The sequence below is a fragment of the Pseudonocardia sp. Cha107L01 genome (genome assembly GCF_052566575.1).
The window spans coordinates 5,052,707-5,072,740 of sequence record NZ_CP199579.1; the positions used below are offsets into that span (position 1 = coordinate 5,052,707).

At 72.2% G+C, this 20,034-nt stretch carries 19 protein-coding genes; 13 read left to right on the top strand and 6 right to left on the bottom strand.

Going from position 1 to position 20,034, the window contains the following annotated elements; translation table 11 throughout:
- Nucleotides 1-18: 18 nt before the first annotated feature.
- From ACTXG6_RS23655 to ACTXG6_RS23675, 5 genes are read right to left on the bottom strand one after another with little or no spacing between them, the layout of a single operon-like run.
- Nucleotides 19-1,716, bottom strand: coding sequence for a glycerol-3-phosphate dehydrogenase/oxidase (locus ACTXG6_RS23655; protein WP_445181548.1), 1,698 nt, complete (start codon nucleotides 1,714-1,716; stop codon nucleotides 19-21).
- Nucleotides 1,713-2,636 carry a class II aldolase/adducin family protein gene (locus tag ACTXG6_RS23660; protein ID WP_445181549.1) on the bottom strand — a complete coding sequence of 308 codons (924 nt, stop codon included), beginning with the start codon at nucleotides 2,634-2,636 and terminating at the stop codon, nucleotides 1,713-1,715. The genes ACTXG6_RS23655 and ACTXG6_RS23660 overlap by 4 nt, the downstream gene beginning before the upstream one ends.
- Nucleotides 2,633-4,147 carry an FGGY family carbohydrate kinase gene (locus ACTXG6_RS23665; protein WP_445181550.1) on the bottom strand — a complete coding sequence of 505 codons (1,515 nt, stop codon included), beginning with the start codon at nucleotides 4,145-4,147 and terminating at the stop codon, nucleotides 2,633-2,635. Before ACTXG6_RS23665 ends, ACTXG6_RS23660 begins: the two co-directional genes overlap by 4 nt.
- Complete coding sequence (locus ACTXG6_RS23670; protein ID WP_445181551.1) at nucleotides 4,144-4,791, bottom strand: class II aldolase/adducin family protein; 648 nt, start codon at nucleotides 4,789-4,791, stop codon at nucleotides 4,144-4,146. Before ACTXG6_RS23670 ends, ACTXG6_RS23665 begins: the two co-directional genes overlap by 4 nt.
- 56 nt (nucleotides 4,792-4,847) lie before the next feature.
- Nucleotides 4,848-5,675, bottom strand: a complete 828-nt coding sequence (locus ACTXG6_RS23675; protein WP_445181552.1) for a DeoR/GlpR family DNA-binding transcription regulator — start codon at nucleotides 5,673-5,675, stop codon at nucleotides 4,848-4,850.
- Nucleotides 5,676-6,015: 340 nt separating this feature from the next.
- Here ACTXG6_RS23675 and ACTXG6_RS23680 point away from each other — a divergent pair, with 340 nt between their 5' ends.
- The 12 genes from ACTXG6_RS23680 to ACTXG6_RS23735 all read left to right on the top strand — a co-directional run bounded on the left by ACTXG6_RS23680 (nucleotide 6,016) and on the right by ACTXG6_RS23735 (nucleotide 18,209).
- Nucleotides 6,016-6,774 carry a histidine phosphatase family protein gene (locus ACTXG6_RS23680; RefSeq protein WP_445181553.1) on the top strand — a complete coding sequence of 253 codons (759 nt, stop codon included), beginning with the start codon at nucleotides 6,016-6,018 and terminating at the stop codon, nucleotides 6,772-6,774.
- On the top strand, nucleotides 6,771-8,216 hold the full coding sequence (locus ACTXG6_RS23685; protein ID WP_445181554.1) for an extracellular solute-binding protein: 1,446 nt from the start codon (nucleotides 6,771-6,773) through the stop codon (nucleotides 8,214-8,216). The genes ACTXG6_RS23680 and ACTXG6_RS23685 overlap by 4 nt, the downstream gene beginning before the upstream one ends.
- Nucleotides 8,217-8,286: 70 nt before the next feature.
- Nucleotides 8,287-9,243: a carbohydrate ABC transporter permease gene (locus ACTXG6_RS23690; RefSeq protein ID WP_445181555.1), complete on the top strand. Its 957-nt coding sequence runs from the start codon at nucleotides 8,287-8,289 to the stop codon at nucleotides 9,241-9,243.
- The gene (locus ACTXG6_RS23695) at nucleotides 9,243-10,109 is read left to right on the top strand and encodes a carbohydrate ABC transporter permease (protein WP_445181556.1); all 867 of its coding nucleotides are present in this window, start codon (nucleotides 9,243-9,245) and stop codon (nucleotides 10,107-10,109) included. Before ACTXG6_RS23690 ends, ACTXG6_RS23695 begins: the two co-directional genes overlap by 1 nt.
- Complete coding sequence (locus ACTXG6_RS23700) at nucleotides 10,109-11,296, top strand: ABC transporter ATP-binding protein (RefSeq protein WP_445181557.1); 1,188 nt, start codon at nucleotides 10,109-10,111, stop codon at nucleotides 11,294-11,296. The genes ACTXG6_RS23695 and ACTXG6_RS23700 overlap by 1 nt, the downstream gene beginning before the upstream one ends.
- Nucleotides 11,293-12,489: an ABC transporter ATP-binding protein gene (locus ACTXG6_RS23705; protein ID WP_445181558.1), complete on the top strand. Its 1,197-nt coding sequence runs from the start codon at nucleotides 11,293-11,295 to the stop codon at nucleotides 12,487-12,489. Before ACTXG6_RS23700 ends, ACTXG6_RS23705 begins: the two co-directional genes overlap by 4 nt.
- Complete coding sequence (locus ACTXG6_RS23710) at nucleotides 12,486-13,550, top strand: NAD(P)-dependent oxidoreductase (RefSeq protein WP_445181559.1); 1,065 nt, start codon at nucleotides 12,486-12,488, stop codon at nucleotides 13,548-13,550. Before ACTXG6_RS23705 ends, ACTXG6_RS23710 begins: the two co-directional genes overlap by 4 nt.
- Nucleotides 13,551-13,692: 142 nt before the next feature.
- Complete coding sequence (locus ACTXG6_RS23715; RefSeq protein WP_445181560.1) at nucleotides 13,693-14,886, top strand: purine-cytosine permease family protein; 1,194 nt, start codon at nucleotides 13,693-13,695, stop codon at nucleotides 14,884-14,886.
- Nucleotides 14,880-15,353: a hypothetical protein gene (locus tag ACTXG6_RS23720; RefSeq protein WP_445181561.1), complete on the top strand. Its 474-nt coding sequence runs from the start codon at nucleotides 14,880-14,882 to the stop codon at nucleotides 15,351-15,353. Before ACTXG6_RS23715 ends, ACTXG6_RS23720 begins: the two co-directional genes overlap by 7 nt.
- 340 nt (nucleotides 15,354-15,693) lie before the next feature.
- Nucleotides 15,694-16,011, top strand: a complete 318-nt coding sequence (locus tag ACTXG6_RS23725) for a hypothetical protein (RefSeq protein WP_445181562.1) — start codon at nucleotides 15,694-15,696, stop codon at nucleotides 16,009-16,011.
- Complete coding sequence (locus ACTXG6_RS23730) at nucleotides 16,008-16,670, top strand: class F sortase (RefSeq protein WP_445181563.1); 663 nt, start codon at nucleotides 16,008-16,010, stop codon at nucleotides 16,668-16,670. Before ACTXG6_RS23725 ends, ACTXG6_RS23730 begins: the two co-directional genes overlap by 4 nt.
- A gap of 519 nt (nucleotides 16,671-17,189) precedes the next feature.
- Entirely contained in the window at nucleotides 17,190-18,209 is a 1,020-nt protein-coding gene (locus ACTXG6_RS23735; protein WP_445181564.1) for a zinc-dependent alcohol dehydrogenase, read from the top strand.
- A 7-nt stretch (nucleotides 18,210-18,216) separates the two neighbouring features.
- Here ACTXG6_RS23735 and ACTXG6_RS23740 read toward each other — a convergent pair whose 3' ends face one another.
- Complete coding sequence (locus ACTXG6_RS23740) at nucleotides 18,217-18,795, bottom strand: TetR/AcrR family transcriptional regulator (RefSeq protein WP_445181565.1); 579 nt, start codon at nucleotides 18,793-18,795, stop codon at nucleotides 18,217-18,219.
- A 446-nt stretch (nucleotides 18,796-19,241) separates the two neighbouring features.
- On the opposite strand from ACTXG6_RS23740, the gene ACTXG6_RS23745 reads away from it, so the two are divergent.
- The gene (locus tag ACTXG6_RS23745) at nucleotides 19,242-20,024 is read left to right on the top strand and encodes a response regulator transcription factor (RefSeq protein WP_445190097.1); all 783 of its coding nucleotides are present in this window, start codon (nucleotides 19,242-19,244) and stop codon (nucleotides 20,022-20,024) included.
- Nucleotides 20,025-20,034 lie beyond the last annotated feature (10 nt).

Below are 20,034 nucleotides of genomic sequence, written 5' to 3' on the forward strand. Positions count from 1 at the left end.
TGGTTTCAAGGCGCTGGGTCAGGCCCGCGAGTCGGCCAGCCTCGGCTCGTTGCGGTAGCCGGCGACCTCACGGGCCCGCCGAGCCTCGTCCCAGCCGAGCAGCGGGGCGACCAGCTCGGCCACCCGATCGGCCGCCCCGGATCCGCCGTCCGGGCGCTCGATGGCCAGCCGGGTCCGCCGGGCGAACACGTCGGCCAGCCGCACCGCGCCCTCGTGGCTGGCCGCGTACCGGAACTCGACGGGCAGGTAGTCGCCGGTGCCCGGGATCGGCTCGGCCAGTTCGGGCTGGTCCAGGATCGGCGCCAGCACGGCCGGTAGCTCGTCGCCGTAGCGGTGCAGCATCCGGCGCAGCTGGGCCTCGTCGACCCCGAACTCGCCTGCCAGCCTGGGCAGCTGGTTGGCCACCACCTGCCAGCCGGCCGCGCCGACCAGCGGCAGCGCGGCGGTCGGGGACGGCGGCAGCGTCCGGCCCAGCGCCCGCGCCGAGGCGTCCACGGCGTCCCGGGCCATCACCCGGTACGTCGTGTACTTGCCGCCGACCACGGTGACCAGGCCGGCCGGTTGCTCGAGCACGGTGTGGTCGCGGGACAGCGCCGACGTGACGGCGGACGCCGTGGCGGCGGAGGACCCGGCGCGCCCCGGGGCGGCGGCCAGCAGCGGGCGCAGCCCCGCGTACGCCCCGAGCAGCTGGGACCGCCGCAGCGGCCGGGCCAGGTACCGGTTCACGTTGCGCAGCAGGTAGTCGATGTCCTCGGCATCCACGGTGGGCGAGGCCCGGTCGCCGTGGAACGCGGTGTCGGTGGTGCCGAGCAGCCAGTGCCCGAACCACTTCCGCAGGATGATCACCGAGTCCTCGGCGCGGGCAAGGATGCCGGTGTCGGACTCGAACGCGTCGTGCGCCACCACCAGGTGCACGCCCTTGGCCGGGGTCACCCGGAAGCTCGCCGTCCCGGCCATCGCCTGCACGTCGGCCGCCCAGACCCCGGCCGCGTTGATCACCACCCGCGCACGCACGCCGAACGGCTCGCCGGTCGTCAGGTCCACCGCGTCGACCCCGGTCACCCGGTCGCCGGTGCGGCGCAGCCCGGTCACCGTGGCGTAGCTGAGCAGGTGTGCGCCGTAGCCGGCGGCGGTGCGGGCCACCGCCAGGGTGTGCCGGGCGTCGTCCAGCCGCCCGTCGTAGTACTGCAGCGCGCCGGTCACCACCGCCGGGTCCAGCCCCGGTGCCTCCCGCAGCGCGCCCCGGCGGGTGAGGTGGCGGTGGTGCGGCACCCCGCCCCGGCCGCCGGTCCGCCCGGCCAGCCTCATCGACACAGCCATGAGGTCGTAGAGCGCCACGCCGGCGCCGATGTAGGGCCGTTCCCAGTGCCGGGTCAGCGGGAACAGGAAGGGTTCCGGGGCCACCAGGTGCGGTGCCAGCGTGCGGATCATCAGGTCGCGTTCCCGCAGCGCCTCGGCAACCAGGGAGAAGTTCAGCTGCTCGAGGTAGCGCAGACCGCCGTGCGCGGTTTTGCCGGAGCGCGACGAGGTGCCGCTGGCCAGGTCGCCCGCCTCGAGCAGCACCACCGAAAGGCCCCGGGCGGCCGCGTCCAGTGCCACCCCGGCGCCGGTCACCCCACCGCCGATCACCACCACGTCGTGGTGACCCTCGGTCGCGGCGGCCAGCGCGTCGCGGCGCGCGGCGGGGGAGAGCCGGGCGCCGTCCGGTGTACTCACCCGCCCTCCTCGGCGCCCGCACCGGAACCGGCAAGCACCCGGCGGCGGTGCTGCTCGTCGGCCCGGTTGTCCAGACGGGCCACGGTGTCCGGCGCCAGGTAGCGGGGCGCACCGACGGCGAGTGCCCCGGACAGCACCCGCGCGGCCTTGACCGCCATCGTGGTCACCGCCAGGACCTGGGCCGCGTTCTCACCGAGCGCCACGATGCCGTGGTTGGCCAGGTGGATCAGCCGCGGCGGTGACCCGTGCCGGTCCAGGTGCCCGGCGAGGCCCCGGCGCACCGCCCTGGCCAGCGGCAGCCCGGGCTCGGCGTAGGGCACCAGCAGCGCGTGCGCGCCGCACACCACGACCTGGTCCGGGAACAGGCTGCCGGCCACCAGGTCGGCGGCCCGGTCCGAGCACAGCAGCGCGTTCACCGCCGTGGGATGGGTGTGCCCGACCACCCGGGTGCCGGGCAGCTCCAGGGCCAGCGCGTGCAGCATCGTCTCGATGGACGCCAGTTTCAGGGGTGCCCCCGAGGCGGACCCGCTGGACCCGGAGCCGAACGCGGTGTCCGTGTCCCCGGTGGATTCCGTGCCCGGGTCGGGGTGGGCGGCCGCGCGCAGCCGGGCGGCCAGCCCCGGCTGGTCGTGCTCGTCCAGCTCAGGGTCGTCGATCAGCGCGAGCACGTCGGCGTGATCCAGCCGGACCAGATCGTCCCCGGTGACCCCGCCCAGCCTGGTGCCGCTGGCCTTGACCAGGAAGGTGCCGTCGCCGAGCGCGGCGGAGGTGTTTCCCTCGCCGAGCACCACCAGGTCGGCGGCCGGGTCACCCAGCTGGTGCGACAGCGCGACCAGGCCGCGCCGGGCGGCGGTGAGATCGGGCGGCGGCGGTGTCGGTGTCGGCGGCGGTGGTGTCCGGGGCGGCGTTGATGGTGTCACTGCGCGGCTCCCGTGGCTGGGTCGTTCGGCGGGTCCTCGGCGGCCGGCCCGGTCCAGAGTGGCCGCGCGGCACCGAGGTGGGCGAGGTAGTCCCGGTAGCCGTCGTCGTAGCGGTGCCGGTGGTCGTCGATCGGCTCGATGATGTCGTCCGGGGCGGTCCAGGCCGCCGCGTCGAGGTCGGCGCCCTGGGCCCGGGCGGCCACCAGCACGGCACCCCGGGCACCGACCTCGGGCGTGCGGGCCAGCTCCAGCGGCACCCCGAGGATGTCGGCGAACACCTGCATCCAGGCGCGCGAGCGGGTGCCGCCGCCGCAGACCACCAGCCGCCCGGACCGCCCGGCGACCTCGAAGCAGTGCCGGGCCGCGTACGCCAGCCCTTCGCACATGGCCCGCACCAGGTCGTGCCGGTCGGTGGTCATCCGCACCCCGGTGACCTGCCCGGACGCGTTCGGGTCGACGAAGGGCGCCCGCTCGCCGGCGGTGGCCAGGTAGGGCAGGACCTGCACCCCCCGCGCCCCGGGCGGACTCGTGGACAGCGCCTCGCCGACGGCTTCGACGCCGACCCCCAGGGTGCGCAGCAGCCAGTCCAGCGACGCGGTGCCCACCATCGCCGGCATCGCCCGCAGCCACCGCCCCGGCACCCCGGTGGACACGTTGAACCCGGCCGGTTCGCCGCTGGTCCGCAGCTCGTCGGAGTGCACCAGGCAGCCCAGCGTGGTGCCGACGATGAGCAGCGCATCCCCGACGCCGGCCAGCCCGCCGCCGAACCCGCAGGCCGGGAAGTCGAACGGGCCGGAGCTCACCGGCAACCCGGCCGGTAGCCCGAGCAGGTCGGCGCCCGCCCCGGTGAGCGCCTCGAGCGGGGTCGGCGAGACGATCGGGGCGAGCAGCTCGCGGCGGTGGGTCAGTCCGGTCAGGGCGAGTACCTCGTCGCTGTACCCGGTGCCGGTGCCGTCGCCGAACGGCATCGAGCTGTCCGACGGGTCGGTGGCGCGCACCCCGGTGAGCCGGCCGAACACGGCGTCCTTGCAGTACCCGGCGGTCACCGCGCGGTCCAGCACCTCGGGCTCGTTGCGGTCCAGCCAGCCGAGCAGAGGGGCCGGCGCACCGGGGAACAGCGCGCTGCCGTTGACCCGGTAGATCCGCTCGGCGATCCCGGCGTCGGTCCACTCGCCGAGCAGCCCGGCGGCGCGCCCGTCCAGCCAGGACATAGCCGGGCGCACCATCCGGTGCTCGGCGTCGGTGAGCCAGCAGCCGTCGCCCTGCCCGGTCAACGCGACCAGCTCGGGCGCCACCCCGGCCTCCTCGACGACGCCGTGCACCACCTCGCCCAGCCGCGACAGCACCTGCTCGAGGTCCTGCTCCACCGCGCCGGCCCCGCCGTGGGTCAGCTCGAGCGGGCGGCCGGCCACGGCCAGCGCGCCGCCGCCGGAGTCGAACAGCACCGCCTTGACCACCGAGGTGCCGACGTCGATCCCCAGCCGGACACCCCGCCCGGGTGCGGTGGTCATGACCCGGCTGGCACGGTCTGCCCGTAGCTGTTCAGCACCTGGGCGACGCCTTCGATCTCGTCCAGCGGCAGCAGGTTGGGCTCGCCGAGCAGCTTGGCCTGGTGATACAGCTTGCACACCCATTCCAGGTAGATGCTGCGGGTGTAGGCCTTGGCCAGGGTGTCGCCGTAGGTGGTCGCGCCGTGGTTCTGCATCAGCGCGCCGAACCGGCCCTCCATCGCGCGCACGCTGTTCTCGGCCAGCTCGTCGCTGCCGAAGCGGGCGTAGCGGGCCACCCGCACCGGGCCGCCGAGCAGCGCGATCATGTAGTGCACCGGTGGCACCTCGTCGAGCACGACGGACAGCGCGGTGCAGTACAGCGGGTGGGTGTGCACCACCGCGCCGGCGTCGGTGCCCCGGTAGACCGAGGTGTGCATCGGCACCTCCGAGGAGGGGTCGAGGCCGTCCTCCACCCGGTTGCCGTCCAGGTCGATCACACAGATCGACTCCGGGGTGAGGTGGTCGTAGACCACCCCGCTCGGGGTGATCGCGATGTGGTTGCCGTTGCGCACGCTCAGGTTGCCCGAGGTGCCGACGGTCAGCTGGTCGGCCTGCATGCGGAGGCAGAACTCCACCAACTGGACGCGTTCGTCGTGCAGCAGCATGTCGGGATCCCTTCGGGGTGGTCGCGGTGGCCCGGGCGCGCCGGTGCCGTGGAGCTCTAGGTGATCGGGGCGGCCACGTCGACCCGGACGTCGTAGTCGCGCAGCGAGGCCAGCGCGGGCTCCGAGATGCCGGCGTCCACGATGACGGACTCGAACCGGTGTATCGGCAGTAGCCGGTGCATCGCGCTCCGGGCGAGCTTGCTGTGGTCGATGAGCAGATGCGAGCGGGTGGCCACCTCGACCATCTCGCGCTTGACCGCGACGATCCGGTCCTCCTGGTGGAAGGCGTACCCGTCGCGGACCGCCGAGGTGCTCAGGAAGGCCGCGTCGAAGCGCAGCGAGCGGATGGTGTCCATGCACACCGTGCCCAGGTAGGAGTCGTGGTGAACGTTGTACGCACCGCCCAGCGCGATCACCTGGATGTCCCGCATCCGAGCGAGCTCGTTGAGCGCGGTGAGGTAGTTGGTGGCCACCGTGAGCGGTGCCAGGGCGGCCAGGTGCGGCAGCATCTGCAGCGCCGTGGTCGAGTCGTCCAGCAGCAGCGACATACCGGGCTCGATGTGCCGACAGGCGTGCTGGGCGATCATCCGCTTGGCCTCGATGTTGGCCTTGGCGCGGTACTCCACATTGGACTCGAATGTGCCGCTGGGCTGCGCGGTCGCCGCGCCGCGGGCCTTGCGCAGGACCCCCTGGCGCTGCAGCTCGTCGAGATCCCGGTGAATGGTCATGACCGAGACGCCGAACACCTCGGACAGCTCCTGCGCGGACATCGAGCCGGTGTCCAGCACCAGGTCGCTGATCCGGGCCTGGCGGCCTTCGGGGCTCAGTCGCCGCAGTCGCGGGCCGTCGGCGCCCTCGACGCTCGGATCCCGGGCGGCTTCCATGACCGGTGCCTCCTCCTCGAGAGCCAGCCGGCGGTGTCGGACCGCCTGCGACTCGCATCACAACGCCTCGGCGTGGTTCCCGTCAAGTTCTGCTGTGAAATCAACATCCTAGACCGTGAAGTTCCTGCCGCTCGCGGCCCGGGCAAATGCCCGAATCAGGCCTGGTTAGATCAAAGATCCAGGTCAGTCGGCCGCTGGAGGTCACGGTTCAGAATGTTACTTCCACATATTGACCTGAGATGTGGACCCGTCTTACTGTGGCCCGAACCGGTGAGCGGTGAGGCGAGTCACACCCGTTCGGGCTGGTCTGGCGGCGGTAGGTCGATGGTGAGGAGCTGTGGTGCTCGGTCCCCAGGGAGTCGTGCCGGACGAGGCGGCCGGCCCGGCAACCGAGCTGACCCTCGTCCGGCACGGCCGCACCGGCTGGCACTCGGACAACCGTTACGCCGGCGCCAGTGACGTGCCCCTGGACGAGGTCGGTCTGCGGCAGGCCCAGCAGCTGGCGAGCTGGGCGGCCCAACACCCGCACGACGTGGTGGCCTGCTCGCCGCTGCGCCGCGCGCTGCAGACCGCCACGCCGGTGGCCGCCGCGCTCGGGTTGCGGCCCGAGGTGATCCCGGCGCTGCGCGAGATGGACTTCGGCGTGGCGGAGGGCCGCACCCTCGGCGAGCTACGCGAACAGGACCCGAAGGCCGCGGCCGCCTTCCTGGCCGACCCGACCCGGAATCCGTTCCCCGGCGCCGAGCTGCCGGACGCCGTCGCGCACCGGGTGGTCGGCGGCCTGCGCACACTGGTCCACCGGCACCAGGGCGCGTCGGTTCTCGTCATCGGGCACAACACCGCGCTGCGGCTGGCGCTCTGCGGCTGGCTGGGTATCCCGCTGGCCCGTTACCGCGACGTACTGCCCCGGCTGGAGAACGCGGCGATCACCCGGCTGCGGGTGTCCGCCGACCCGGACCGGCCGCCGGCCCTGCTCTGCCTGAACCTGCCGACGACCACCGGCGCACCGGCCACCGGCGCACCGACCAACTCGAACTCGCACTCGCCCGACCCCGCCGTGTCCAGCCCATCGATGAAGATGAACCGGAGGACCCGATGACGCGTCCCGAGTCCGTCAACCCGCTCACCATGGGGCTGAACCGCCGTGACCTGTTGCGCCTGCTCGGGGTGGGTGGCGCGGCCGCCGCGTCGGCTGGCCTGCTGGCCGCCTGCGGCGTGGGCACCGGCGGCGGACCGGCCCACCAGAACGGCGCCGGCGAGGTGACCGGCGGGTTCGACTGGCGCAAGGCCGCCGGCACCGAGATCTCGGTGCTGCAGACACCGCACCCGTACCAGGTGGCGTTCCAGCCGTTGCTCGCCGAGTTCACCCAGCTCACCGGCATCAACGTGAAGGCCGACCTGGTCGCCGAGGCGGACTACTTCACCCGGCTCAACACGGAGCTGGCCAGCGGCGCCGGCAACTACGACGCGTTCATGACCGGCGCCTACTTCATCTGGACCTACGGCCCGCCCGGCTGGATGGAAGACCTCAAGCCGTGGCTGTCCAACACCGCGGCCACCGCCGCCGACTACGACTTCGAGGACATCTACCCGGGCCTGCGCAAGGCCACCTCCTGGGACTTCCAGACCGGCAGCCCGCTGGGCACCGGCGGCCAGTGGGCGATTCCGTGGGGCTTCGAGACCAACGTGATCTGCTACAACAAGGCCGAGTTCGACCGGCGCGGGATCAAACCGGCCGAGTCCTTCGACAATTTCATCCAGCTCGCCACCGACCTGACCGACCGGGCCAACAACCGGTACGGCGTCGCGTTCCGCGGCTCGCGCTCCTGGGCCACCATCCACCCCGGCTTCATGACCCAGTTCACCCGCGAGGGCTGCGCCGACTACACCAAGGATGGCGGCAAGCTGACCGCCGCGATGAACTCGCCCAAGGCCGTGGACTTCACCCGCAAGTGGGTGGCGTTGGCCAAGGCCGCCGGGCCGACCTCGTGGACCACCTACGAGTACCCCAACTGCACCCAGGACCTGGGCGCCGGCACCGCGATGATGGTCTACGACGCGGACTCCGCGACCTACCCGCTCAACATCAAGGGCAACGCGGCGCAGGCCGGCAACATGGCCTGGCACCCGGGTCCGGCCGGGCCGGACGGCAGCTACGGCACCAACCTGTGGACCTGGTCGCTGGCGATGAACGCGGCGTCCAAGAAGAAGCTGGCGGCCTGGTTGTTCATCCAGTGGGCCACCGGGAAGCAGGCCCAGGCCAAGGCGGTCCAGACCGGCCAGCGCGGCTTCGCCGACCCGACCAGGGAGTCGGTGTTCAACGGGGCGTTCAAGCAGACGCTCGGCAAGTTCCCGGGCTACCAGGACACCTTCGAGCGGGTGATCCAGTCCACGGATATCAAGTTCACCCCGCAGAAGCAGTTCTTCAAGACCACGGAGGACTGGGCGGTCGCCCTGCAGGACATCTACGCCGGGCAGGACCCGAAGACCCGCCTCGACGCGCTGGCCACGGCGAGCAGCGCCGCGGTCAACTCCGTCTGACACCCGTGAGTGGCGATGGTCGCGATAGCGACCATCGCCACTCACAGGTCCGAAGCGAAGCGAGGACACGATGACCGCTCCCGCGCGGGTTCGCCCGGACGGCGGCACCGAGGGCAACCGGCCTCGGCATCCGGACGGGCCGCCCTCGGTGCCGCCGTGGCGGCGGGGGATGCGGCCCTACCTGCTCTCGCTGCCGGCGGTGCTGATCATCGTCGGCATCCTCTACCCGTTCGCGCTCGGCGTGTACTACGCGTTCCTCAACTACGCCGCCGTGGTGCCGAACCCGGTGTTCGTCGGCCTGCGCAACTTCGCCACCGTGCTCACCGACCCGGACTTCTGGTCCAGCGTGCGGACCACGCTGACCTACGCGGTGTCGGCCACCGTGGTGGAGACCGTGCTGGGCATCGGCATCGCGCTGCTGCTCAACCGCTCCAGCCTGGTGGGGCAGATCTTCGAGCGGGTGCTGATCCTGCCGCTGATGATCGCCCCGGTGATCGCCGGCGTGCTCTGGAAGCTGATGTTCAACCCGCAGTTCGGGGTGCTCAACCACGTGCTCGGGCTGGGCTCCACGTTCGACTGGCTGAGCGAGACGCACGCGTTGTTCTCGGTGGTGCTGGTGGACGTGTGGATCTTCACGCCGTTCGTCGCGGTGCTGGTGCTCGCCGGCATCCGGTCGCTGCCGAAGGAGCCGTTCGAGGCGTCAGCGGTGGACGGGGCGAGCTGGTTCTACATGTTCCGGCGGCTGATGCTGCCGATGATGTGGCCGTACATCCTGGTCGCGGTGATCTTCCGGTTCATGGACTGCCTGAAGATCTTCGACCACGTCTACGTGCTCACCGCCGGCGGTCCCGGCGACGCGACCCGCACGCTGCAGATCAGCGCGTACCAGAACTCGATCATCAACTTCAACTACTCGGTGGGCAGCACCTACATGTTCCTGCTCTGGGCGATCGTGTTCCTGACCGCGCGGTACCTGGTGAGCGTGCTGGGCAAGGCGCAACGCCGCGCCGCCGGATCGGAGGCCTGATGGCCAGGGAGCTGCAACCGGGGCAGCGCCGGTTCTCCGCCGCGACGCTCGGCGCGGACCTGCTGCTGCTGGCCTGGTTCGTCTTCTCGCTGTTCCCGCTGGTCTGGCTGGTGCTGCTGTCGCTGAAGACGGAGGCCCAGCAGATCAGCACCTACTTCACGTTCACCCCGACGCTGCACAACTTCGTGACCGTGCTCAGCTCCGACGGGACCCGCCTGACCAGCGTCAACTTCTCCGGCGCACTGCTCACCAGCGTGCTCAACTGCGCCGGGGCAGTGCTGGTGTCGCTGGTGATCGGGGTGCCGGCGGCCTACGCGGCGGGGCGCTGGCAGTACCGAGGCAGCAACGACGTCATGTTCACCATCCTGTCGTTCCGGTTCGCCCCGGAGCTGATGGTCATCGTGCCGCTGTTCGTGATCTACAACCAGATCGGCCTCTTCGACACCAACGTCGGGATGATCTGGGTGCTGCAGCTGGTCACCATGCCGCTGATCGTCTGGATCCTGCGGTCCTACTTCCAGGACCTGCCGGCCGAGCTCGAGCAGGCCGCGCTGCTCGACGGCTACACCCGCACCCGGGCCTTCCTGATGGTGGCGCTGCCGCTGGTCCGACCCGGTATCGCGGCATCCGCGCTGCTCGCCTTCATCTTCGCCTGGAACAACTACGTGTTCCCGCTGATCCTCACCGGCAGCCAGCACACCCCGGTCACGGTCGCGGTGACCAGGTTCCTCGGCGGCGGCGGGCAGGCGTTCTACAGCCTCACGGCGGCCGCGGCCATCATCGCCGCGCTGCCGCCGCTGCTGGTCGCGCTGTCCATCCAGCGCTACCTGGTGCGCGGGCTGTCCTTCGGGGCGGTGAAGGCCTGATGGGGTCGCTGCGCGTGGTCGGGTTGCGGGCCCGCTACGGCAAGACGCAGGCGTTGCACGGGATCGACCTGGACGTCGCGGACGGCGAGTTCTTCGTCATCCTCGGCCCCTCCGGCGCCGGCAAGACCACCACGTTGAAGAGCGTCGCCGGGCTGGTGGACGCGGTGGAGGGCAAGGTGCACATCGCCGGTCGGGACATGGCCGGCGTGGAGCCGTACCACCGCAACGTGGCGATGGCGTTCGAGAGCTACGCGCTGTATCCGCAGAAGACCGTGGAGCAGAACCTCGCCTCGCCGCTGCGCTCCGGGCGGACCGGCACCTGGAGTCCCGCCGAGCAGTCCGAGCGGATCCGCCAGGTGACCACCACGCTGGGCATCGAGCACCTGCGGCACCGGTTCCCCCGTGAGCTGTCCAACGGGCAGCGCCAACGCACCGCCCTGGGCCGGGTGCTGGTCCGGCCGGCCGACGTGTACCTGCTGGACGAGCCGTTGTCGCACCTGGACGCGAAGCTGCGCGCCGCGATGCGCGCCGAGCTCAAGCAGCTGGGCGAGATGTCCAGCACCACCACGCTCTACGTCACCCACGACTACCAGGAGGCGTTGGCGTTGGGCGACCGGGTCGGTGTGCTGCGGGAGGGCCGGCTGGTGCAGGTCGGCACCCCGGCCGCCGTGTGGCACGAGCCGGCGGACACCTTCGTCGCCCGGATGTTCGGTCAGCCGGAGATCAACCTGTTCCCCGCTGACCTGACAGGGGACCTCGCCGCGGTGCCGGAGGGGGGCACCGCGGCGAGGACCGAGGGCGGCGGCATCGCGGTCGGGGTGCCGGCCGAGCTCGCCGCTGCCCTCGGCGACCCCGGCGGGTCGGTCCGGCTCGGCATCCGGCCGAGGGACCTCGACGTGCTCAGCGGGCCGGAGCCGCGGGACCGGCTGGTGCTGCGCGGCCGGGTCACGCTGGCCGAGCGGCTGGGGCGGTCGGTCGAGCTCAGCGTGGCTGTGGCCGGCGACCTGGTCATCGCGGTGACCGACGACCAACGCGTTCGGGAGGGTGATCAGGTGGCCCTGGCGGTGGACTGGGAGCGGGTGCACGTGTTCGCCTCCGGCGCGGCGGGAACCGACACCGCGCGGCTGGGGTCGGCGGCACCGCTCGAGGCCGGCGCCACCACCGCGCCGACCGGAGGTGCCCGGTGACCACCGACGCGCCACCCCGGACCGGTGCCGCCCCGGTCGCCCAGCGGCTGCGCCTCGAGCAGCTGCGCAAGACCTACCGCAGCCGTGGCCGGGAGCCGTTCGAGGCGGTCAAGGGCATCGACCTGGACATCGAGCCCGGCGAGCTGGTCGCTCTGCTCGGGCCGTCCGGCTGCGGCAAGACCACCACGCTGCGCATGATCGCCGGGCTGGAGACGGTCACCGGGGGGCGCATCCTGATCGGCGACCGCTCGGTCGGCGACCTGCCGGCCGGTCGGCGCCAGGTGGGCGTCGGGTTCGAGAGCTACGCGCTCTACCCGCCGCTGTCGGTGCGGGAGAACCTGGCCTACGGGCTGCGTGCCCGCCGCGACCGGGATGTCCGGCGCAAGGTCGACACCATCGCCGAGCGGCTGGAGATGACCGAGCTGCTCGAGCTGCGGCCGGCCAACCTGTCCAGCGGGCAGAAGCAGCGGGTCGCGCTGGCCCGCGCCCTGGTGCGCAACCCGCCGGTGCTGCTGCTGGACGAGCCGCTGTCGCACCTGGACGCGGGGCAGCGGCAGCGGGTGCGCCGCGAGCTCAAGGTGCTGCAGCGCGAGTTCGGCTACACCACGATCATCGTCACGCACGACCAGCTGGAGGCGCTGAGCCTGGCCGACCGGCTGGCCGTGATGGACGGCGGGGTGATCCAGCAGTTCGGCACCCCGGACGAGATCTTCGACGACCCGGCCAACCAGTTCGTGGCCGACTTCGTGGGCGAGCCGCCGATCAACCTGCTGACCGGGGTGGCCGTCGGGGACGGCACGGTGCGCCTCGGTGACGCGGGTGCGCTGCCGGCCTCGGCGTCCTCGGTCCCGGCGGGCCGTCAGGTGGTCGTCGGGCTGCGACCGCAGGACTGCCGGACCGAACCGTGGCTGCCCGAATCACGGCGCCCGGAGGCGCGGCCGACGGGCGCGGGACTGCGCGCCACCGTCCTGGTGTACGAGAACCTGCTGGAGTACGGGCTGGCCACCGTCGAGCTGGCCGGGCTGCCCGGGCGGGTGGTGGTGCAGGTAACCGCCGGTCAGACGCTGGCCGCCGGCGACACCATCTCGATCACCGCGGCGGCGGAGCGGGTGTACCTGTTCGACGCGACCGAGAGGAGCGCCAGCGGAACGAGCATCAACACCGAGGACAGCGCCGGCGGGCGGCTGCGGTGAGTGCCGGATCCGGGCCGCGCGTGGTCTGCGCAGGCGACGAGTTCATCTCCGCCGAGCTGCTGGCCGCCGCGATGGTGGCCGAGCTGGACCGGTTCGGGCACACCGCCGACCCGGTACCGATCGACTCCCGCTGGCCGAGCGAGCCGTTCGACGACATCGACGGGGTGCGCGAGGCCGCCGGCGACCCGGCCCGCCTCGCCGAGCTGGTCACCGGGGCGGATGCGCTGATCACCCACCTGGCGCCGGTCACCGCCGAGGTGATCGCCGCCGGCCGGGGGAGCCTGCGCGTGGTCGGGGTGACCCGCGGCGGCCCGGTCAACGTGGACCTGGCGGCGGCCGCCGACGCGGGCATCCCGGTGGTGTACCTGCCGGGGCGCAACCTGGGCGCGGTCGCCGAGTACACCGTCGGAACCATGATCTGCGCGATGCGCGGGCTGCCGGCGGCGGCCGCCGAGCTCTCCGCAGGTCGCTGGGACGGCACCGGGTTCCGCTACGAGCGGGTGGGGCTCGAGCTGCGGGCGGCGACGGTCGGCCTGATCGGGCTGGGCGCGGTCGGGCTGCGGGTGGCCGAACTGCTGGCCGCGTTCGGCACCCGGGTGCTGGCGCACGACCCGTACGCCGACCCGGCGGCCGCCGAGGGGGTGGGCGCGCGGCTGGTCGGGCTGCCCGAGCTGCTGGCGGGCAGTGACGTGGTGAGCCTGCACGCCCGGCTCACCGAGCACACCCGGCGGATGATCGACGCCGCCGCGCTCGCCGCGATGCGCCCGGGCGCGCTGCTGGTGAACACCGCCCGGGGCGAGCTGGTCGACTCCCGGGCACTGGACGCGGCGCTGGCGTCCGGGCGGCTGCGCGGTGCCGTGCTCGACGTGTTCGACCCGGAACCGCCGAGCGCGGACGACCCGCTGCCGCGCCGCCCGGCGGTGTTCGCCACCCCGCACCTAGCCGGCGCGTCCCGCCAGGTCGCCGAGGAGTCCGCGGCCCGGATCGCCCGCGAGGTGGCCACCGTGCTCACCGGCGGCACCGCCACCCACCTGGCCACCCCGCCGAACCGCGTGGCGTGAGCCGGGGCGTGTCAACTCACACAGCACATCTCACCCCGACACAGCGGCTCGAGCCGCTGTGTCGAGCCGGCAGAGCTGTGTGAACAGGTGCTGTATGGACAGCCAGCTCGTCGCTGGGCCTTCGGAGAGGTAGCGGTTCACCATGACCCACACCAGCCAGTCGACGCCGGGGTCCGGAGTCGAGCGCAACGGCATCAACCCGGTGCCGGAGGCCGAGCGCAGGGGCACGCCGCGCGAGCTGTTCGCGGTCTGGTTCTCCTGGAACGTCTCCATCCTCGGCATCAGCTACGGCATCTACGTGTTCGGGCTCGGGCTGAGCGTGCTGCAGGCCATCGTCGCCGGCGTGCTCGGATACGCGGGCTCGGCGTTCCTGGTCGGCGTGCTCGCCGTCGGCGGGCCGCGCACCGGGCTGCCCACGCTGACCCAGACCCGGTTCGCCTTCGGCTTCCACGGCAACAAGCTGCCGACGCTGTTCGCCTACCTGTCCAACGTGGGCTGGAAGATCACGATCATCACGCTGGCCTCGACCACCGGCGCCGGGCTGTTCGCGCGGTTGTGGCCGGCCCGGTTCGCGCGGCCCGACGGCCATTCGACGACCGCCGCCGTGCTGCTCTGGTACGTCGTCGTGCTCGCGGTGACCCTGGTGGTGGCCGTGTTCGGGCACAAGGTGATCATCCGGGTGGAGAAGTGGATCGCCGGGCTGACGTCGGTCATGACGATCGTCTTCATCGCGCTGATCCTGCCGAACATCCGGTGGAGCGCACTCGGCTCGACCGGGCACGGCTCGTGGGGAGCGTTCGTCGGCGGCGCGATCATGGCGATGACCATGGTCGGCATCGGGTTCCTGAACTACGGCGGCGACTTCGCCCGCTACCTGCCGAGGTGCACCCGTGCGCGGGGCGTGATCGGCTGGACGGCCGGCGGCATCACGCTGCCGGTCGCGGTGCTGCTGATCCTCGGCGTGCTACTGGTCGGCAGTGACGCCAAGCTCGGCGCGGCGGCCGCCTCGGACCCGATCGGCGCGCTCACCGCACTGCTGCCGCTGTGGTTCTTCATCCCGTTCTCGCTGGTCATCGTGATCTCTAGGTGGTGGTGCGCGATGCGGCCCCCGGCACGACGGTGTGGAGCCGGGCCGGCCGCACCGCCGACGGGGTCACCAGGCTCGCGCTGTTCCACGACGCCGACCGCGAACAGACTCTCAGCGTCGTACCGGCGTCGGTGCCGACCACCGTCAGCCGGTTCGATCCGGCGACGGGCCAGCTGCACTACCTCGGCCCGGCGGCGGGGGAGCTGCGCCTGCGCTGCGGCCCGGACGAGCTGGTCTGCCTGTTGCTGACCGACGGCGACCGGTCGGTGCCCGGCGAGACCGTGCTGTGCGCCGGCTGGACCCTGGACATCGGTGCGGAGCGCGCGCGCCCGATCCGGGTGGACCGGGGGTGGGAGGAGCAGGGCTGGCCGACGTTCTCCGGCATCGCCGAGTACCGGTCCCGGTTCGACCTACCGCCCGCCGACCTTGCCTGGCCGGACTGGGAGCTGGTGCTGGCCCGGGTGCACACCGGCGCCGACATCGAGCTCAACGGCACCGTGATCGGGCGGTTCGGCTGGGGTCCGTTCGACTGCCGGGTGCCGGCCGGCCTGCTCCGCGCGGCCGGCAACGAGCTCAGCGTCCGGGTCGCCTCCACGGCGGCGAACCGGTACTACGCCGGGACTCGTCAGCAGGGCGACGGCCTGGATCCGAGCGGACTCGGCGCCGCGCCGGTTCTCCGGCCCCGGCTGGCCGGGGGTCCGCTGCACGTCTTGTGACCGGGCGGGTCGTCGCGACACGGGACCGGCGGGCGAAGGTGACCCGCCAGCGGTGCGTCACCGTCGAGCGTGGAACCCGCCAGATCCGGTGTCACCAACGGGTGATCCGGTCTCGCGGATTGCAAATTCTTTCGCTGATTGGTGACAATTTCACCCGGTGGGGGCGGTCGATGCTTCTATGTAGCGATAGATCCTCTAAGGTGCCGCTATGAATCTCCCCACTCTGCGTATGAAGCACGCGGCACTTGTGGTGACAGTTGTTCTCGGTGCCCTTTCATTGGGCGCATGTGGTGGGGGCACCGCACCCACTCCGACCACCAACACCGGAACGTCCACCGCCGTGGGTGCCCCGGCGCCCGGCGCGGCGGCGCCGTCGACCGGAGCCGAGGCCGGCGGTGCCGCCGCCGGGAGCGCCGGCGCGGCTGGCGGCAGTACCGCGGCCCCGGACAGCTCCGGCAACGCCACAGCCAACGGCGGAGCGGGCAGTGGCTCGGCGACCGACGGGTCCGGCACCCCGAGCGGGGTCAACGCCGGCTCGGGCGGCCTGGCGGCCACGGCCGGTGACTCGGCGGCGCTCGACCTCGCACTCGTGCTGGGCGGACTCGCCGCGGCCGCCGGCGCCGGTGGCCTGCTGCTGCGGTGGCGCCGGCTCGGATGATCGGCGGGCGGTGGATCGCCGGTCCGGTCGCACCGACCCGGACGATCGCCGTGCAGTGGGCCCTGCTCTGGGTCGTGGTCGTGCTCGGGGTGGGGATCGCGGGCCTGGGGAGTGCCCGGTTGCTGGCGGCTCCCCGGCTCCCGGATGTCGGGTCGGTGCCGGCCGCGCATCCGCAATGGTTCGACTCGAGCGGTGTCGCGACCCTGGACAGCGCGGTCGAGCCGACTTGGTTGAGTGTGCCTGAGCAGGGCGTCGAGGCTCCTGTGGTGGCGGTCGGGATCGAGCCCGGTGGGGAGCTGGCGGTTCCGGACGATCCCAAGGTGCTCGGCTGGTGGCGGGACGGTGTGCGCCCCGGTTCCGCGCGCGGAACCGTGGTCATCGACGGGCACGTCGATACCCGGGAGGTCGGTGCGGGCGCGCTGTACCGGCTGTCCGACCTCAAGGTCGGGTCGACGTTGTCACTCGCCACCACGGCCGGTTCCCAGACGTACGTGGTGCGGGCCGTGCACAGCTACCGGAAGACGGCGCTGCCCACGGAGATCTTCGATACCACCGGCGTTCCCCGGCTCGTCCTGATCACCTGCGGCGGCGAGTTCAACTTCCAGACGCACCAGTACGCCGACAACATCGTCGCCTATGCCGTCCCGGTCGGAGCCTGAGCGCAGGTCGCTCGGGCTCCGGCTCAGGACGCTGGCGCCTGGTGGGCGGCTCGAAGGTGGCGGACGACTGACCCCCGAACGACTGCGCGGTCTCACTTCGTCCTCCGGCGGTGCCCCGGATCGGGCCGAGTGGTGTGCCGCCGGTTGCCGCGCGGGAGCCCGCCGCCCTGGGGCGGTCCGATTGACCGCGTGGGCGGAATCAATTCGGATCGTTGCCTACGTTTCCGGGCAATGGGCGGTTGCCCGGTATTCCCGATAGGTGCCCCACCAAAGGCGCGCGGCCCTATTCGCCGGGCGGTCGGAATTCATCGACCGGCGGACGATGGGCGCCTGCCCCCCTCGACGGCACACATGCCCGCGTCGCGGCACACAGGTTGGGCGTTGTGTGCGGCGGCATGACGATGTGTGCCGTCGGAGCGCTGCGTGGGGGCGGCGGCGGCGGGCGGCGGCGGCCGGGTGCGGCGGCGGGCGCTCGGTAAAGCCTTGACAGTGCAATCGGCTTAATAAGACAGTCGTCTTATGCGACGGTTGCTGCTCGACGGTCCCGCCACCCTGCACTGGGAAGACGCGCCGGATCCGGTGCTGGAGACCGAGGGCGCGCTGGTGCGGCCGCTCGCGGTGGCCACCTGCGACCTGGATGTCGCGGTGTTGACCGGTCGCTACCCGCTGCCGGGGCCCTATCCGCTCGGTCACGAGGGAGTGGCCGAGGTGGTCGAGGTGGGCGCGTCGGTCCGCTCGGTGCGCCCCGGCGACGTGGTGATCGTGCCGTTCCAGATCTCCTGCGGCGAGTGTGCGCCGTGCCGGCAGGGGCGCACCGGCAACTGTGCCGCACACCCGATGATGAGTACCTACGGCCTCGGGCAGCTCGGCGGCCTCGGCTGGGGCGGATTCCTGGCCGACCTGGTCGCGGTGCCGCACGCGGACGCGATGCTGGTCGCGCTGCCCGCCGGGCTGGACCCGGTGGCGGTCGCCAGCGCGAGCGACAACCTTCCCGATGCGTGGCGCACCGTGGGTCCGCAGCTGGCGGCCACTCCCGGCGCGGACGTGCTGGTCGTCGGTGGCGACCACGGGTCCTGGTCCATCGGGCTCTATGCCGCCGGCATGGCGGTCGTGCTCGGTGCCGGCCGGGTCGTCTACTCCGACCCGGATCCCGGCCGGCTGGCGATGGCCGAAGCGGTCGGGGCCACCCCACTGCCGGGACCGCCGCCGCGCAAGGCCGGCTCGTTCCCGGTCACCGTCGACGCCAGCGGCGACCCGGACGGACTGCGTTGCGCGCTGCACAGCACCGCCCCGGACGGCACCTGCACCAGCAGCGCGCTGTACCCGACCGACGTGGCACTGCCGTTGCTCGCGATGTACTCCCGGGGACTCACGTTCCGCACCGGCCGGGTGCATGCGCGGGCGGTGCTGCCGGCGGTGCTGGACGTGCTCGGCTCCGGGTTCGACCCGAGCCTGGTGACCGCCACCGTAGCCAGCTTCGACGACGCGACCGACGCCTTGGCCGCACCGCTCGGCAAGACCGTGCTGAGCCGGGTGTAGGGCGGGCTCAGTCGGGGATCCGGGCCCGCAGCACCGCGGCCAGTTCGTGCCCGACGTCCTCCAGCGGCCCTGCGGACCGTTCGGCCCTGGCCAGGATCAGCGCGCCCTCGATGCCGGCCAGGACGAGGGTGGCCAGTGACCGTGCCTGCGCCTCGGGTAGTCCTCGGGCGCCCAGCGCGTCGGCGAGGGCGGCACGCCAGCTGCCCAGCGCCTCGGCGCAGGCGGTCCGGAGGGCGTCGGAGGAGTGCGCCGTCTCCAGCGTGACGGTCGCGACCGGGCAGCCGTCGCGCCAGTTGCTCGTGGCCAGCTCGGCGGCGGCCGCGTGTACCCAGCGATGCACCGCGACCGCCGGGTGCACGCCGGCGAAGACGGTCCGGATCGCCCGCTCGAAGCCGGTGGCCGCCCAGCTCAGCGCCTCCACCCCGAGCTGTTCCTTACCGCCGGGGAAGTGGTGCGCCTGCGAGCCCCACGGTGCCGCGCTCTCGGTCACGACCTGGCGCCAGCCGGTGGCCGGATAGCCCTGCGCGCGGAACAGTCGCGCGGCGGCCGTGACCATCCGGCGTCGGCTGTCAGAGATACGGGGCACGGGAACCAGCCTAGGAGGGTCCTCGGGCGTGGGACCTTGGGCAGAGTTTTCTGTCCGCGGGTCGCGGGTGGCGGCGGTGGTCGATCATGGCGACAGGTGGTTGCGACTGGACGTCCACGCCCTGCGAACGGGACACAACCACGGCCGTGAGGCCGGGGGTGACGCCGAGTCACCGAAAGGGCGGCCTGGTGTCGACCCCGGCGCGACTGGCGCGACTGGCGCGTCAATTGTTCACCGAGAACCAACGTCAGTCCGGTAATTCTCGGCGTGAACCGGACTCACGTTGACCTCGACGCATCCCGAGTCAATCCGCCGATCACCGACTGTGACTGGCGCGGCGTAGCGACGCGCCGCTCGTCGCCGGCTGTGATGTGTTGTCGACCGGTGCACAGCTCGCGCACAAGTTGTCCCCATCGAGAGCACATTCCACGCCGGAGACTAAGGCCATGAGCAGCGGAAATGCCGCCCCAGCTGGGGCGGGGGACGAGCGGGGCCAGCTGCGTCGCCCGGACGGGAGTCCGGTGCGGGTACTGGTCGTCGACGACGAGGCCACGTTGGCCGAGTTGTTGTCGATGGCGTTGCGTTACGAGGGTTGGGATGTGCGGAGTGCGGGGGACGGTTTGACCGCGGTGCGGTTGGCCAGAGAGTTCCAGCCGGATTCGGTGGTGTTGGACATCATGCTGCCGGATATCAGTGGGCTGGAGGTGTTGAAGCGTATTCACGCCGACACACCGGATCTCCCGGTCCTGTTCCTGACCGCAAAGGACGCGGTCGAGGAGCGAATTGCCGGATTGACCGCGGGCGGCGACGACTATGTGTCCAAGCCGTTCTCTCTGGAAGAGGTGGTGGCTCGGCTGCGGGCGCTGATGCGGCGGTCCGGGCGGGGGACGGCGCGGACGGATGCGCTGCTGGTGGTGGGTGACCTGACGTTGGACGAGGACAGCCGCGAGGTGCGCCGGGGCGGGGCATCGATCACCCTGACCGCGACGGAGTTCGAGTTGCTCCGCTATTTGATGCGCAACCCGCGCCGGGTGTTGAGCAAGGCCCAGATTCTGGACCGGGTCTGGCACTATGATTTCGGCGGCCAGTCCAACGTGGTCGAGCTGTATATCTCCTATTTGCGGAAAAAGATTGATGTGGGACGTTCGCCGATGATTCACACCTTGCGGGGCGCCGGATATGCGCTGCGCCCGGTCAGTGGTGTGGACGAGGAAGTCGGCCGGCCGTGAGTGCGGGGCC